Annotated in this window: 17 protein-coding genes; 7 read left to right on the top strand and 10 right to left on the bottom strand. The window is 53.4% G+C overall.

From position 1 onward, the window contains the following. Positions 1-21: 21 nt before the first annotated feature. The 4 genes from dnaJ to AAC622_RS11220 form a co-directional block, all read right to left on the bottom strand. Positions 22-1173 (bottom strand): molecular chaperone DnaJ, encoded by a 1152-nt coding sequence (dnaJ, locus tag AAC622_RS11235; protein WP_340243995.1) that lies wholly within the window; start codon positions 1171-1173, stop codon positions 22-24. Between the two features lie 76 nt (positions 1174-1249). Then, a complete protein-coding gene (dnaK, locus tag AAC622_RS11230; RefSeq protein WP_340262587.1) occupies positions 1250-3148 on the bottom strand; it encodes a molecular chaperone DnaK in 1899 nt (632 codons plus the stop codon). Positions 3149-3335: 187 nt separating this feature from the next. After that, positions 3336-3620 carry a hypothetical protein gene (locus AAC622_RS11225; protein WP_340262584.1) on the bottom strand — a complete coding sequence of 95 codons (285 nt, stop codon included), beginning with the start codon at positions 3618-3620 and terminating at the stop codon, positions 3336-3338. Further along, complete coding sequence (locus AAC622_RS11220; protein ID WP_340262582.1) at positions 3617-4138, bottom strand: hypothetical protein; 522 nt, start codon at positions 4136-4138, stop codon at positions 3617-3619. Before AAC622_RS11220 ends, AAC622_RS11225 begins: the two co-directional genes overlap by 4 nt. A 131-nt stretch (positions 4139-4269) precedes the next feature. On the opposite strand from AAC622_RS11220, the gene cysQ reads away from it, so the two are divergent. Genes cysQ through AAC622_RS11205 form a run of 3 tightly spaced genes read left to right on the top strand, consistent with a single transcriptional unit; the run spans position 4270 to position 6322 of the window. Continuing rightward, on the top strand, positions 4270-5067 hold the full coding sequence (cysQ, locus tag AAC622_RS11215) for a 3'(2'),5'-bisphosphate nucleotidase CysQ (RefSeq protein WP_340262580.1): 798 nt from the start codon (positions 4270-4272) through the stop codon (positions 5065-5067). Then, entirely contained in the window at positions 5064-5864 is an 801-nt protein-coding gene (locus AAC622_RS11210) for a 3-deoxy-manno-octulosonate cytidylyltransferase (protein WP_340262577.1), read from the top strand. Before cysQ ends, AAC622_RS11210 begins: the two co-directional genes overlap by 4 nt. Continuing rightward, positions 5861-6322: a hypothetical protein gene (locus AAC622_RS11205; RefSeq protein ID WP_340262575.1), complete on the top strand. Its 462-nt coding sequence runs from the start codon at positions 5861-5863 to the stop codon at positions 6320-6322. The genes AAC622_RS11210 and AAC622_RS11205 overlap by 4 nt, the downstream gene beginning before the upstream one ends. Here the strand turns inward: AAC622_RS11205 and AAC622_RS11200 are convergent. The 6 genes from AAC622_RS11200 to AAC622_RS11175 form a co-directional block, all read right to left on the bottom strand. Further along, on the bottom strand, positions 6319-6783 hold the full coding sequence (locus AAC622_RS11200) for a PTS sugar transporter subunit IIA (protein WP_340262573.1): 465 nt from the start codon (positions 6781-6783) through the stop codon (positions 6319-6321). The genes AAC622_RS11205 and AAC622_RS11200 overlap by 4 nt on opposite strands. 39 nt (positions 6784-6822) lie before the next feature. Further along, positions 6823-7389 carry a ribosome hibernation-promoting factor, HPF/YfiA family gene (hpf, locus tag AAC622_RS11195; protein ID WP_340262571.1) on the bottom strand — a complete coding sequence of 189 codons (567 nt, stop codon included), beginning with the start codon at positions 7387-7389 and terminating at the stop codon, positions 6823-6825. Positions 7390-7593: 204 nt separating this feature from the next. Continuing rightward, positions 7594-8355 (bottom strand): LPS export ABC transporter ATP-binding protein, encoded by a 762-nt coding sequence (lptB, locus tag AAC622_RS11190; protein ID WP_340262567.1) that lies wholly within the window; start codon positions 8353-8355, stop codon positions 7594-7596. Positions 8356-8361: 6 nt separating this feature from the next. Continuing rightward, entirely contained in the window at positions 8362-8853 is a 492-nt protein-coding gene (locus AAC622_RS11185) for an LptA/OstA family protein (RefSeq protein ID WP_340262564.1), read from the bottom strand. Between the two features lie 8 nt (positions 8854-8861). Beyond that, entirely contained in the window at positions 8862-9455 is a 594-nt protein-coding gene (gene lptC, locus AAC622_RS11180; protein ID WP_340262562.1) for an LPS export ABC transporter periplasmic protein LptC, read from the bottom strand. A 9-nt stretch (positions 9456-9464) separates the two neighbouring features. Next, positions 9465-10076, bottom strand: a complete 612-nt coding sequence (locus AAC622_RS11175) for a ribonuclease D (protein WP_340262560.1) — start codon at positions 10074-10076, stop codon at positions 9465-9467. A 390-nt stretch (positions 10077-10466) separates the two neighbouring features. On the opposite strand from AAC622_RS11175, the gene AAC622_RS11170 reads away from it, so the two are divergent. The 4 genes from AAC622_RS11170 (at position 10467) to AAC622_RS11155 (ending at position 13953) form a co-directional block, all read left to right on the top strand. Further along, the gene (locus tag AAC622_RS11170; RefSeq protein WP_340262558.1) at positions 10467-10916 is read left to right on the top strand and encodes a MarR family transcriptional regulator; all 450 of its coding nucleotides are present in this window, start codon (positions 10467-10469) and stop codon (positions 10914-10916) included. 228 nt (positions 10917-11144) lie between these two features. Beyond that, on the top strand, positions 11145-11723 hold the full coding sequence (locus AAC622_RS11165) for a thermostable hemolysin (protein WP_340262556.1): 579 nt from the start codon (positions 11145-11147) through the stop codon (positions 11721-11723). Next, entirely contained in the window at positions 11723-13150 is a 1428-nt protein-coding gene (locus AAC622_RS11160) for an AMP-binding protein (RefSeq protein WP_340262553.1), read from the top strand. Before AAC622_RS11165 ends, AAC622_RS11160 begins: the two co-directional genes overlap by 1 nt. Next, positions 13150-13953 carry an SDR family NAD(P)-dependent oxidoreductase gene (locus tag AAC622_RS11155; RefSeq protein ID WP_340262551.1) on the top strand — a complete coding sequence of 268 codons (804 nt, stop codon included), beginning with the start codon at positions 13150-13152 and terminating at the stop codon, positions 13951-13953. Before AAC622_RS11160 ends, AAC622_RS11155 begins: the two co-directional genes overlap by 1 nt. Positions 13954-13956 lie beyond the last annotated feature (3 nt).

Genomic DNA, 13956 nt, shown 5'->3' with positions numbered 1-13956 from the left:
CCGCAACAGCGGGGGTTTACATTAGTTTTTCAGATCATCGAAAAAGCTTTTGACCTTGTCGAAAAAGCCTGACGCGTGGGGGTTATTCCCCTTATTCAGGCTTTCCTCGAACTTTCGAAGCAGGTCTTTTTGCTCAGAATTCAAGTTCACAGGCGTCTCAAGCGCCAATTCGATATACATATCACCTGTGCCATTGCCGCGAAGTGCGGGCATACCTTTGCCGCGCAAACGCATTTGGCGACCAGATTGCGCGCCTTCGGCCACCTTCACGCGGCTGCGTCCGCCATCAATGCAAGGCACCTCGACATCCCCACCCAAGGCAGCGGTGACCATCGACACGGGCACGCGGCAGTAAAGATCAATGCCATCGCGTTTGAAAATTGGGTGTTCGGCGACTTCGATGAAAATATAGAGATCGCCCGCTGGCCCGCCGCGTAGACCTGCTTCGCCCTCGCCCGAGCGGCGAATGCGTGTTCCTGTTTCGACACCAGGGGGCACTTTGATGGAAAGATGACGATCTTTTTGTTCGCGACCCGCGCCCCCGCAGGATCGACAGGGGTTTTTCACAATTTGACCCACGCCTGAACAGGTGGGGCAAGTGCGTTCCACAGTGAAAAAGCCTTGTTGCGCGCGGACTTTGCCCATGCCCGAACAAGTGGGGCAAGTGACGGGTTCAGATCCGCCCTCTGACCCGCTGCCCGAGCAGCTTGAACAAGTTACGGCAGTAGGAACGGTAATCTCGCGGCTGAAACCCGCATAGGCTTCCTCCAAGGTGATCCGCATATTATAGCGCAGATCAGAGCCGCGCGTGCTGCGCTGACGCCCACCGCGCCCACCGCCACCGCCCATGAAATCGCCAAAAAGGTCTTCGAAGACATCCGAAAAGGCGCTGGCGAAATCACCGCCTGCGTGAGGGCCGCCTGCACGGGGCCCACCTGCCATACCGCCATCAAACGCCGCATGACCAAAACGATCATAAGCCGCTTTTTTATCGGCATCTTTCAGAACTTCGTAGGCTTCATTCGCTTCTTTGAACTGCGCTTCCGCATTCGGATTGTCAGAATTGCGGTCGGGGTGCAGTTCTTTCGCCTTTTGACGATAGGCTTTCTTGATTTCTTCAGGCGAAGCGCCACGCGCCACACCCAAAACATCGTAATAATCGCGCTTCGACATCGGTAGACACCCTTTTCTTAACGCATAGACCAGCCAAGGCGCACCCCAGCTGGTCTATCGGGATCAAATTTCCCGATTAGGAGCGCTTTCTGTCGTCCAGATCTTCGAAATCGGCATCTACGATGTCATCATCGACACCAGATGGCTCATCACTGCCTTCGCCATCCTCGGCTTGGGCTTTGTAAATGGCCTCACCAAGTTTCATTGCAGCTTCGGTCACGTTTTGGATGCCAGATTTGATCTTGCCCGCATCATCGGTCGCGATCTGTTCTTCCAAGTTTTTGATAGCCAACTCGATTGCTTCGACTGTGGTCGGATCAACCTTGTCAGAGTGTTCTTCCAAGGATTTCTGGGTCGAGTGGATCAGGCTTTCCGCTTGGTTCTTGGTTTCCACCAATTCCTTGCGCTGCTTATCGGCATCAGAGTTTTCCTCAGCCTCTTTGATCATGCGATCAATGTCCTCATCGCTGAGGCCGCCTGATGCTTGGATGGTGATCTTTTGCTCTTTGCCCGTGCCTTTGTCTTTCGCAGAAACCGAGACAATCCCGTTCGCGTCAATGTCAAAGGTCACTTCGATCTGTGGCATGCCGCGCGGTGCAGGTGGGATATTTTCTAGATTGAATTGGCCCAACATTTTGTTGTCAGCGGCCATTTCCCGCTCGCCTTGGAAGACGCGGATTGTCACCGCGTTTTGATTGTCCTCAGCGGTCGAGAAAATCTGGCTTTTCTTGGTTGGGATGGTCGTGTTGCGGTCGATCAGACGGGTAAAGACACCGCCCAAGGTTTCAATCCCAAGGCTTAGCGGGGTGACGTCCAAAAGAACAACATCCTTCACATCGCCCTGCAATACGCCCGCTTGAATGGCCGCGCCCATGGCCACAACCTCATCAGGGTTCACGCCTTTATGGGGTTCCTTGCCAAAGAAGTTAGACACTTCTTCGATTACCTTAGGCATACGGGTCATGCCGCCGACCAAAACCACCTCGTCAATATCACCTTTTGAGAGGCCCGCATCTTTCAACGCGGCCTGACATGGTTTCAGCGAGCGTTTGATCAGATCACCTACAAGGCTTTCCAATTTCGCGCGGGTCAGTTTCAGCACAAGGTGCAAGGGCTGGCCGTTTGACCCCATCGAGATGAACGGTTGGTTGATCTCGGTCTGGGTCGAAGAGGAAAGTTCAATCTTTGCTTTCTCCGCCGCTTCCTTGAGACGCTGAAGCGCCATTTTGTCTTGCGTCAGATCGACATTGTTTTCCTTTTTGAATTCCTGCGCGAGGTAATTCACAATCGCCATGTCGAAATCTTCACCGCCAAGGAACGTGTCCCCATTGGTGGATTTTACCTCAAACAGGCCATCGTCAATCTCAAGGATTGTGATGTCGAATGTGCCGCCGCCAAGGTCATAAACCGCGATGGTCTTGGTGTCTTTTTTGTCCAACCCATAGGCCAAAGCGGCCGCTGTTGGCTCGTTAATGATGCGCAGCACCTCAAGGCCTGCGATTTTACCCGCATCTTTGGTCGCCTGACGCTGTGCATCGTTGAAATAGGCAGGCACAGTGATCACGGCCTGTGTCACATCTTCGCCCAGATAATTCTCGGCAGTTTCCTTCATCTTGGTCAGAATTTGTGCAGAAATTTGGCTGGGGCTGAATTTCTCGCCCTTTACTTCGACCCATGCGTCACCATTGCCGCCGTCAATGATATTGTAGGGAACAAGGTTCTTGTCCTTTTCCACTTCGGCATCGGTCAAACGACGCCCGATCAGGCGCTTTACAGCAAAAATTGTGTTTTCAGGATTGGTAACAGCTTGGCGCTTTGCCGATTGACCCACCAGACGTTCGTCATCGGTGTAGCCAACAATCGATGGTGTGGTGCGTGCGCCTTCAGCGTTTTCAATCACGCGCGGCTGCGCGCCGTCCATAATCGCAACACAAGAGTTTGTGGTGCCGAGGTCAATGCCAATTACTTTAGCCATCTTTTCTGGTCCCTTTTCTTCAAGCGAACATGCGGCAACGGCCCGATCTCGGCTCCGTCACTGCTTATGTATAGGCTGCTTAGAACAGCCTGTTTCGGTGGCTATATAGGCAGGCACATCGCCCCCTGCAAGCAGCGCAACGCTAGGAATTTTGGAAAGATCACAAGGAATTCTGCGAAATTCTTGGCTAGCGCCCCATATCCCACGACATTGAGGCCCGCTTGGTTGTGAAAAACTCAGCCATCAGGCCAATAATCAACAGGCCACAGGCAACATAAAGCGGGTATTTCCAATTCGTATGATGCGGAAAGTAATTCACGAACACGGCGCCGCGCATTTGGTCGACAATGTGAAACAAAGGGTTCCAATCAAACATCGAAATGATGAATCCCGGCACTATATTGGCGACAAACATCTTGCCTGACGCGACCATATTGATTCGCATATAGGCCTGTTGCACAAATCGGGTCACTTCGGGGGACCATGGGCGCATCGCGCGAAACACAAGCCCCACGCCAAAAGGTAAATCATCAAAGCGGCTTTCCAGTTGTGGAAGGTCACCGTGCTGCTGAACGTGTGCAGCGCGAATAAAATCACCAAGAGCGAAATGGTTTGCACGTAAAATGCCGAGATCAGCGAGGATGCAATCGCCACAATTGGATTCATGGGCCCATGTTGCATCAGGGATGAGGTGCCGCCTTTTGCGGCAGAGACAGCAGCCACCGCGCGGATATGGCAGGGGTATAAATAAATCCCTGACAAGAGATACATCATGAAATCGCCGCGCAGTTTCGCCTCGCGCGCGCCGATGAAATAGAACATCAGATAAAATCCGCCGACAAACATGCCCGTTTGTAAAATGCTGGTCATGATGGCCCAAACGGCATTGCGGTGCGATGAACGCACCTTTTGAACCGAGGCGTGATAGGTCACCTCAAGCATGGAAAAGAGGCTACGCCTCATCGTATTCGTTTGTCGCGCTTCAAACATGGATGCTGGCCTTGATCCATAGATGTCGGTTTGTTTGGCAAGATATATATGATCTACTTGCCCCATCCAACGAGATTAGGATAACCGCAAAAGGCCATTTAAGGCAATCTGGTCAAGGAAATTGTTACAAAATGGATTTTGACAAGATCGAGCGCGTGTTTCGAAGTCTGGCCTTGGGGGCCGGCGAAAAAATCATGGAGGTTTATGCCTCAGATGATTTTGGTGTTGAAAGCAAATCAGATGACAGTCCCGTAACCCGCGCTGATCAGGCGGCGGATGCCTATATCTCTGCGGGTCTGCGCGCAGCCTTTCCCGATCTTGCGCTTGTGACCGAAGAACAGGCCGAAACCCACCGGCAATCCTTGCGGGATTTCATCATTGTTGACCCGCTTGATGGCACAAAGGAATTTGTGCAGCGCCGTGGGGATTTTACAGTCAACATTGCCCTTGTTTTGGATGGTCGCCCTCAGCGTGGTGTTGTTTATGCGCCCGCGAAGCAGCGATTATTTTACACTCGTGCGGATGGCAAATCGGTTGAGGAACTCACGCCCTTTAACCACGATGAAATTGGCCCGCAGAAATTGCTTTCTGTGGCAGAGGCCGACAATAGTGCCTTGCGCGTTGTCGCCTCGAAATCACATCGCGATGCCGCCACGGATGCCTATATCAGTGCCTATGAAATTTCAGATTTGCGCAGCGCAGGCTCATCCTTGAAATTCTGTTTGGTTGCTTCGGGTGAGGCGGATTTTTATCCGCGCCTTGGCCGCACAATGGAATGGGATACGGCTGCGGGCGATGCAGTGTTGCGCGGTGCGGGCGGCCAGATGGTGGAGTTTTCAACCCATCAGGAATTTACCTATGGCAAGGCAGGTTTTGAGAATAGCTTCTTCATCGCCTATGCCCCAACCGTGGAGTTGATCGAGCCATGAGCGTCATTTGTGTAATACCCGCGCGGTATCAATCCTCACGCTATCCGGGCAAACCCTTGGTGCAGTTGCGCGGGGTTTCGGGCAAATCTATGAGCCTGATTGAGCGCAGTTGGCGCGCCGCTTGTGCCGTAAGCGGTTTTGACGCGGTCTATGTGGCCACGGATGATGATCGTATTCGAGACGCGGCCCAAGGTTTTGGCGCGCAGGTTGTGATGACCTCGTCCGATTGTGTGAATGGGACGGAGCGCTGCGCAGAGGCCCTCAATCATCTTGGACAAAATGTTGAGATGGTGGTGAACCTTCAGGGGGATGCGCCGCTGACACCTGCATGGTTCTTGGAGGACTTGATCACAGGCCTGCGCGCTGATCCATCTGCGGACATTGCTACGCCCGTTTTGCGCTGTGATGGTGAAACCTTGGCCGCATTCAAAGCGGATCGTAAGGCAGGCCGCGTTGGCGGGACCACGGCCGTTTTTGGCAACGCGCACCAAGCACTTTATTTTTCAAAGGAAGTGATCCCCTACACCACGGGTATTTCTGAGGACGCCGAAGAAACCCCCGTCTTTCATCATGTGGGTGTTTACGCTTATCGCCCCGAGGCGCTATTGGCCTATCCGACATGGCCGACAGGGCCGCTAGAGACACTTGAGGGGTTAGAACAATTGCGCTTCCTCGAGTCTGGTCGCCGTGTGTTATGTGTCGAGGTCGAAGCAAAAGGGCGCAAATTCTGGGAATTGAACAACCCTGAAGATGTGTCACGGATCGAAGTCATGCTTGCGGAGATGGGCAAAGAATGAGCCAGCCGCGCGTCAGCGTGATCGTGGTCAGCCACGGACGCCCTCATTTTGCAACGGCGCGGCGCGTTTTAAGCAAAACCTACGGGCTTGTTTTGCCAAGTCAAAGTGGGGCGCAAGATTGGTCACTTGAGGCGCAGCGCGCAGGATTCTTGCAATTTCTAAAATTTCTACGGGGCAATCTGGCGGGGCAAACGGGCCTTCCTGTTGATCCTGCTTGGGCCAGCCAGACTGCAATTTTGCAAGGTATGGCGCAGGTGAAATTGCTTGATCTCTTGTTGCGGGCCGAAGAATTGCCAAATGCCCTTCCTGCTTTGGCGGGACAAGATCAGGCCTTCGTTCTGCCCAATCCCTGCGATCCAATTTCGCTTTCTGAGGTATACACGACCGAAATTGAGGATGTCTGCGCCGAGGCCTATCGGCGCGACTATGTCAGTTTTGGATTTGGGTCTTGGGCCTAGGCCGCTTGGCTTTCTGCGCCGCCTGTCAACAAGGTGTGCAGTGTCATTGGGTCAGAATTTGCCCGCAATTTTTCGCAAAGTTCCGCATCTCGCAATGTGCGCGACACGCGCGCCAGCGCCTTGAGGTGATCCACGCCCGTATCGGCAGGCGCAAATAGCGCAAAAACCAGATCAACAGGCTGTCTGTCTGCGGAATTAAAGTTGACGGGACGTTCGAGACGGAAAAATACGCCTGTGATTTTCGTGAGCGCCGACAAACGCGCATGGGGCAAGGCCACGCCATGCCCCACGCCTGTTGGCCCTAGGCTTTCACGCTCCTGCAGAGCTTCGAAAATTTCCGAGGCGCTGACGTCAAGCAAACCCTCAGCCACATCTGCAAGAGACTGCAGAAGCCGCTTTTTGCTTGTCACATCAGAAACAACCTTCACGCCTTGCGGCTCAAGGAGCATCGAAAGTTCCATTCGCGTGTATTCCTTACCCGTCAGGGTCTTTATTTCAGTCTAGCGGGGATCAATCCAGCCGATATTTCCGTCTTCGCGGCGATAGACGATGTTTACGCCTGCGCTCGCTTCGTTTCGGAATACCAAGACAGGGGCGCCCGCCAATTCCATCTGCATTACCGCCTCACCCACAGAGAGCGAAGGGATTTTAGTTTCGGTTTCTGCGATGATGATGGGCTGCAAGGTGTCATCCGCATCATCTTCGTCTTTGTCTGTTGACGCGAGGATATACGAGGCCGCAGCGAAATGTTCAACGGGTTCTGCGCGTTCGCGGTGATGATCTTTCAATCTGCGCTTGTATCTGCGCAGTTGCTTTTCCATTTTCTCACAGCACTTATCAAAGGCCGCGTAGATTTCTGTATCGCTGCCCTTGGCAGATGCGCTGAGTCCAGTGGAAAGGTGAACATTGGATTCGCATACGAACTCATGCCCACTTTTTGAGAAAACGACATGTGAATCCGTTGGTCTTTCAGCATATTTTGCAACTGCCCCGCCAAGCCCGTCTTTCACATATGTTTGGAGTGCTTCGCCAATATCGATTTGTTTCCCACTGATTTGATAGCGCATGTTACCTCCATTATGTAAAGATAGCGTTGGAGCGAGGCTGCAACGCTACACTATAAAAGAAGATGTCAGGGATACCGCCTGCCCAAATCTATTTCTGCCTGCGGTCGGCAGCGCGACAGGAAAGAAGAGGGTGTTGGCTCTGTCAAACATCACCCCTATTTGGCGACGAATCCCCGCCATCTGTCAACGTAAAGCAGAAGACGATCAGCCGATTTTGAAATTTTGGCCCAAATAGACTCGGCGCACATTCTCGTCTTGCACGACATCTTTGGAGGTGCCGCTCATTAAGATTTTGCCGTCATGCAGGATATAGGCGCGATCCACAATTTGCAGCGTCTCACGCACATTATGGTCGGTGATCAAAACGCCAATGCCGCGCGTTTTGAGATCGGCAACAAGGCTGCGGATATCGTTCACGGCAATCGGATCAACGCCCGCGAAGGGCTCATCCAGCAACACATAGCGCGGATTTGATGCTAAGCAGCGCGCGATCTCCACCCGCCGCCGTTCCCCACCTGACAAGGATAGGGCGGGCGCGCGGCGCAAATGTTCAATCGAGAAATCGCTCAGCAAATCTTCAAGCCGTTTGCGCCGTGTTACGGCGTCTTTCTCGGATATCTCCAAGATTGATAGAATGTTTGCCTCAACTGATAGGCCGCGGAAAATCGACATTTCCTGTGGCAAATATCCGATGCCCGCCCGTGCGCGGCGATACATTGGCAACCTCGTCACATCGTGGCCATCCAACATTACCCTGCCACCATCAGGCGTGACTAAGCCCGCGATCGCATAGAAACTGGTGGTTTTGCCCGACCCGTTTGGGCCAAGCAGGGCCACGACCTCGCCTCTGCGCAATTCCATGGAAACATCACGAATGACGGGTCTGCGGCGATAGCTTTTGCGGAGGTTTGAAACGATCAAACCCGCTGCGCCCTCTTCGACCTTTAATGTCACCCGCTTTGCCATGACTTACTAGTTTGCCCCCTGCAAAGTTGTGCGCACACGCCCATCCACCGTGCCCTGCCCCGTGGCAATATCCAGTAGCATCCGCTCACCCGCAATAACACCACTTTGTTGACTGACCAAAACATTGCCAATCATTTCCATTTCGTTGCGAGCTACGAAATAGGTGGCGGTTTCAGCCTCGGCTGCGTCCACACCGCGGGTAATCAAAACCCCACCCAGAGCTTGCACTTGGTCGATATCGTTTTGACCGCCGGTTTCGGCATTGGTTTGATAGAGGACGTGGATTTCAGCAGCCGAGATGCGCAAATCGCCCTGCACAGCGATCACATTGCCGCGAAATATTGCATTTCCGCTGGTGTCATCGACCTCAAGACTGTCGGAGACAACTTCGATTGGGGCGCTGCTGTCATGCGGGGTGCCGCCAAAGCCCACTTGCGTCTGCGACTGCGCAGGTTGGCCTATGGCCATCAAGAAAATAGCGATGAAGAATTGCCGCATATGCCCCCCTATTTCCCCTCGTATAGCAGCCGCACGCCACCCTGAAAATGCACAACCTGATGATCTGACGGGCCAGTGATTGCCATTTGCCCCGCTTCAAGGCGAATCCCGTCCGATGTGATCAAAACCGCCACGGGCGCGATAATGTCACCAGATGCGGCATTTATAGATAATTCCTCAGTATCTAGCCTATATCCTTCGGGTGATGTTGCAACAATATTTCCAGTTAAACGCGTGTCAGTGGTTTGGCTATTCCATAAGGCTTGATCGGCCGTGATTTGATCGCGCCCGCCCGCTAACCGCGTTATTTCTGCCGTTACATTGGTGGCAAGAATTTGATTGGCATCTCCATCACTTGGCTCTGCGGAAGATGCGATCAATTCCACCGCATCGCCAGATCCTGTAACCATCGCAAAGCGGGGGTTGGTCATCCCTTGCTGGCCCAATTGGCCATCGGCGCTTCGCGTGGCAAGAGGTAACGCTTGGTTCGGATCAGGGCGCCCCGAAAACAGAAACATCAGAGACAACACCACCAAAGCAGCAAGCGGAAGAACCAACTTGCTGAATGTTATGATCCGAGAATAGGTGGCACCTTGGGGCATTGGGTTGGATCAATGCGCAAAGATGTCAATCTCTGGCCATCCCGCCAAATCAAGCTTGGCACGGGTTGGCAGGAAATCAAAACACGACTGCGCCATCTCTTGGCGGTTCTCACGGGCGAGCATGGCGTCAAGTTTATCCTTGATCTGGTGCAGATACAGCACATCCGAGGCCGCGTAATCCTTTTGGGCATCGGTTAAATGGCTTGCCCCCCAATCAGAGGATTGTTGATATTTTGACATATCCACGCCAATCAATTCTTGAGCGAGGTTCTTCAGCCCGTGCCGATCTGTGAAGGTGCGCACCAGTTTTGAGGCGATCTTTGTGCAATAGACAGGGGCGGCCAAAGCACCAAAGCGATGAAACATTGCCGCGATATCGAAACGCCCGAAATGAAATAATTTCAGCGTGTTCGGATCCGTCAAAAGCGCGCAAAGATTTGGGGCTGCTGTTTGATCCTGGGTGATCTGCACCAGATGCGCGTTTCCATCCCCGTCAGACAATTGCACCAAACACAGGCGGTCACGATGTGGGTTTAACCCCATTGTCTCGCAATCAATCGCCACAATCGGCCCCAGTTTCAGACCGTCAGGAAGGTCGCCAAGATAAGTATGGATGGTCACGTGTCTAGCCTTTCACGGGCGGATATGGTGATGCCCTCTTGCGGCCATCTTTGCCCATTTCCCATCTGATTACGAATAAAAATTGGGTATAGGCGGTGCTCATTGGGGTCAAGACAATGATCTGTGAATTTATGCTCAGTGATGCAGAGGTTACAGGCTGAGCGATCGGATCAAAGCCCTATGTCCATTCCCGCCTCACACTCTGTATCTGATGGCTTGCCTCGTAAACGGCGTATCATTACCGCGAGGCGAAAGCGGTCTGGAGTTTTTAAGGGCAATCAAAACGGAAATGCCTGATCTAAAATGCATCATCGTTGATACAGTAGCCTCTATCCGCCGCGCCAGTTTGTCAGAAAAAACTATGAGGAGACAGAGGCTGAATTTGCTCCTATGCGGCGGCTAGCACACGATCTCGACCTCGCGCTCATGGTTGTTCACCACACACGCAAAGATAGCGGCAATCCGTCAACACCGATCGAACGCATAATGGGCTCGCAAGGGATTGGTGCCACGATTGAAACCGCTATTGTTTTAGAACAGCGGCCTGGGTCCAAAGATATAATCGCCCATGTTTTAGGCAAGGAAGTTGAAGGCGGTGAGTTTGCATACCGCTGGGACAGCCCTGGCTTCAGTTTCCAAGGCACTCCAGAGGTTGCAACGCTCGGGTCGTTTCAAGAGAAATGCTACGCCTTCATCAAGCAGCATCCAAGATGCATGCAAAAGGCAATCGTTGACGCCCTGGACACAGATAAAGGATCGGTCTCTCGGGTGGTCGCCAAGCTCATCGAACGAGGATTGGTGGAGAAAGATCAGCGTGACGCGTCGATGGCAACGTCTTGAAGATACCTGCCAACTATTGGTTGGCAGAGTTGGTAAGGTTGGCAGGGTGGGCGGTTTACAAACATAGTAACGTCGCCAACTAAATTTCACAACGTATGAACTGAAGTTATAAATTTGAATATTTGATCAAAACATAACCACAGTCCAATAGCCAAATTCACTCTCAATCGTCAAATCAACACGAGGCAACTCAACCGATGAGTTTTTCGGCCAAATGGAGGCCATCTCGTGAATTCACTTTTGATTGAACAAAATAATATCCGCACTGCACCGCTTTATGAATCCGGGCTCGTGCATATGCGTGACAGCTATCGCGCGGCATTTGGCGCAGAGATATCCTTTCGACCGCCGCGCTTGGTTTTAACCATGGCCGACGCCGACCAAATCACCTGTGCAGCGGGCATTCGCACCCATGACGAAGGGTTCTTTTCACAGCATTATCTTGACCAACCCATTCATGAACGCCTGAGCCTGCAAACGGGATGCAATGTTCAACCGCACGATGTCCTAGAGGTCGGGGGGCTTGCCTGTCGGTCACCTTTTGCCATTTATCCAACCTTGCGCACAGTGTTCCAATGGGGTCAGTCACAGCAGATTGGATGGGGTATATTCACGGCCACCCGCCAGATTAGGCGGCTTTTGTCGCGCGCTAAAATCACCCCAATCCTGCTCAGCAAAGCTGAAGCTACCTGCGTGCCGCATGCGTCCCAATGGGGCAGCTATTACGAGCAAGACCCTTGGGTCTGTGCGTTCCGTGATCCTGCCCAAGTCGCGGGTCACGACCTGACCACGGCGAGGGCTGTGTAATGGTCGCGTCCGTCTTTGCAGCCATCGCCACCACGGCCAGACAAAGGCCTGAGGCCATCGCACTTGGCCAAGGGGCGCGAACAATTACTTATGGCGCTTTGCAGGGTTTCCTTGCCGCCTGCCGCCCCTATTTGCAGGGGCCACAACAGGTGATTGGCATTGCCACATATGATCCAATAGAGGCTGCATTAGCAGATCTGGCGCTAACCGCGTGCGGTCACATCAGCGTGCATCTGCCCCCGTTTTTCTCCACCACGCAAAAAGCGCATATCATCCAAGCCGCAGGCCTGACCGCGGTTATTGGGCAAGACCAGCCTGACCTTCCGCAGGTTACCCTACCCGCGCCACCTGCCGCGCATGATTATCTGGAGGATTTTCAGCCAATCGAGGGCGCGAAGCGGATCATCTTCACCTCAGGCTCTTCAGGGACGCCTAAAGGTGTGGTTATCGGCGAAACACAAATGCAAACCGTGATCACAGGGCTACGCGATGCGATCGCGCCTGATGCGCGGGATGTGCATCTTTCACTTTTGCCAATGGCCCAGCTTTTGGAGCAAATCGCGGGTCTTTATTTGCCGCTCTTATGTGGCGCGCGCATTGAATTTTGCGCAGCGGCGCTCGGAGCCCTGTCGGGCGGCGATCCACAGCCCGTGATCACGGCGATGACAACCAGCAAACCCAGCACAACCATTCTCGTGCCTGCTCTGCTATCAGTCCTCGTGGCATATCTAAAATCCAAAGGCATCAAAGCGCCCGACAGCTTTCGCTTTGTCGCAGTCGGGGGCGCGCATACTGCCCCCACATTGCTCGAACAGGCTGCCGATCTCGGACTTCCCGTCTACGAAGGTTACGGCCTGTCGGAATGCGGCTCGGTCGTGGCGATGAACCGTGTGGGCGCTTTGCGTCACGGCACAGTTGGAAAAATCCTATCAGGTGTGAACGCTTGGATTGATAACGGTGAAATCGTTGTGTCTGGCCCAAGCGTGATGGAGGGCTATCTTGGCGCCCCTGCCCCTGAAACCCCATGGCGCACAGGCGATTTGGGGCGCATTGAAGATAGGCATCTTATCATCGAGGGCCGCAAGGACTGGCTGATCGTCACCCCGGCGGGCCGCAATATAAACCCCGAATGGGTCGAAGCCTGCCTTGCTGCAGATCCGCGCATTGTTGCAGCAGGTTTATGGCAGACCCCACAAGGCGAGTTGGAAATTCTTGCTGCTTTGCGCGGGGACATCACCCCAGAGCATATCGCAACCCATCTCGCAGCATTGCCAAGCTACGCCCGCCCAACTTCGGTGATCATAGTTCCTGCCAATCTACCAAATCTATTGAAAGCAGGCGGTGGCATTGCCCGTAATATGCTGTCGGACTTGTCGAAAACCGCCCCGAAATTTCCCCTCACCTACCCAGCAAAGGAATATGCTTAATGTCGTCCCATCCACCCTTAGCTGTCATCACAGGCGCAGGTTCTGGCATTGGCCGCGCACTTGCCCTCGAAGCGGGGCGAGCAGGCTACGATCTGGTTTTGGTTGGTCGCCGTCTTTATGCACTTGAGGAAACAGCGGCACAGATCCGAGGCGTTTCTGTGGCTGTGATCGATGCTGACATCACCCGCCCCGAAGATCGCCTTCGTCTCTGTGATGCAATCGGGGATGGGTTGGATCTACTGATCAACAATGCCGGTTGCCTGAGCGTAGGACGGATCACCGATCAACAAGATGAAGACATTATGCGCCTGATGAATACAAACCTAATCGCGCCCATCTTGCTCACGCGTGACCTGATCCCCACCTTGGCGCGCCGTAAAGGGCATATCGCCAATATTGGCTCAATGTTTGGGATGATCGCGTTTCCTTATTTTACCAGCTATTCCGCGAGCAAATTTGCCTTGCGCGGCCTGTCCGATGCACTTCGCCGCGAATTAGAGGAATATTCCATCACCGTCAGCTATATCGCGCCGCGCGCCACACGGACACCGGCACAATCGCAATTTGACCACCTCATCGCACCCTTTGAGATGAAATTAGATAGTCCCGAACACGTCGCGCGCAAAGCATGGCGCGGCATCACCAAACGGCGCAGCACTGTTTACCCAGGCATGGCTGAACGGATTTTTGCAGGGCTCAATGCGCTCATTCCCGCGGTGGTGGATAACGCCCTCATCAAGCAGTCCAAACGGATCCCCACGCATCCCTTGCCCTATGTGCCGTCAGAAAACGAAAAGGTCTGATCC

This window comes from Roseobacter sp. HKCCA0882, assembly GCF_037805225.1.
Lineage (GTDB): Bacteria > Pseudomonadota > Alphaproteobacteria > Rhodobacterales > Rhodobacteraceae > M30B80.
The sequence above is the reverse complement of the archived record's forward strand: the minus strand, read 5'-3'. Positions and strand labels throughout refer to the sequence as shown.

What these genes read in the sequence shown, in the direction of transcription:
- dnaJ (WP_340243995.1), bottom strand. Translation starts at nt 1,173, where the DNA reads ATGTCGAAGCGCGATTATTACGATGTTTTGGGTGTGGCGCGTGGCGCT.
- dnaK (WP_340262587.1), bottom strand. Translation starts at nt 3,148, where the DNA reads ATGGCTAAAGTAATTGGCATTGACCTCGGCACCACAAACTCTTGTGTT.
- AAC622_RS11220 (WP_340262582.1), bottom strand. Translation starts at nt 4,138, where the DNA reads ATGTTTGAAGCGCGACAAACGAATACGATGAGGCGTAGCCTCTTTTCC.
- cysQ (WP_340262580.1), top strand. Translation starts at nt 4,270, where the DNA reads ATGGATTTTGACAAGATCGAGCGCGTGTTTCGAAGTCTGGCCTTGGGG.
- AAC622_RS11210 (WP_340262577.1), top strand. Translation starts at nt 5,064, where the DNA reads ATGAGCGTCATTTGTGTAATACCCGCGCGGTATCAATCCTCACGCTAT.
- AAC622_RS11205 (WP_340262575.1), top strand. Translation starts at nt 5,861, where the DNA reads ATGAGCCAGCCGCGCGTCAGCGTGATCGTGGTCAGCCACGGACGCCCT.
- AAC622_RS11200 (WP_340262573.1), bottom strand. Translation starts at nt 6,783, where the DNA reads ATGGAACTTTCGATGCTCCTTGAGCCGCAAGGCGTGAAGGTTGTTTCT.
- hpf (WP_340262571.1), bottom strand. Translation starts at nt 7,389, where the DNA reads ATGCGCTATCAAATCAGTGGGAAACAAATCGATATTGGCGAAGCACTC.
- lptB (WP_340262567.1), bottom strand. Translation starts at nt 8,355, where the DNA reads ATGGCAAAGCGGGTGACATTAAAGGTCGAAGAGGGCGCAGCGGGTTTG.
- AAC622_RS11185 (WP_340262564.1), bottom strand. Translation starts at nt 8,853, where the DNA reads ATGCGGCAATTCTTCATCGCTATTTTCTTGATGGCCATAGGCCAACCT.
- lptC (WP_340262562.1), bottom strand. Translation starts at nt 9,455, where the DNA reads ATGCCCCAAGGTGCCACCTATTCTCGGATCATAACATTCAGCAAGTTG.
- AAC622_RS11170 (WP_340262558.1), top strand. Translation starts at nt 10,467, where the DNA reads ATGCGGCGGCTAGCACACGATCTCGACCTCGCGCTCATGGTTGTTCAC.
- AAC622_RS11160 (WP_340262553.1), top strand. Translation starts at nt 11,723, where the DNA reads ATGGTCGCGTCCGTCTTTGCAGCCATCGCCACCACGGCCAGACAAAGG.
- AAC622_RS11155 (WP_340262551.1), top strand. Translation starts at nt 13,150, where the DNA reads ATGTCGTCCCATCCACCCTTAGCTGTCATCACAGGCGCAGGTTCTGGC.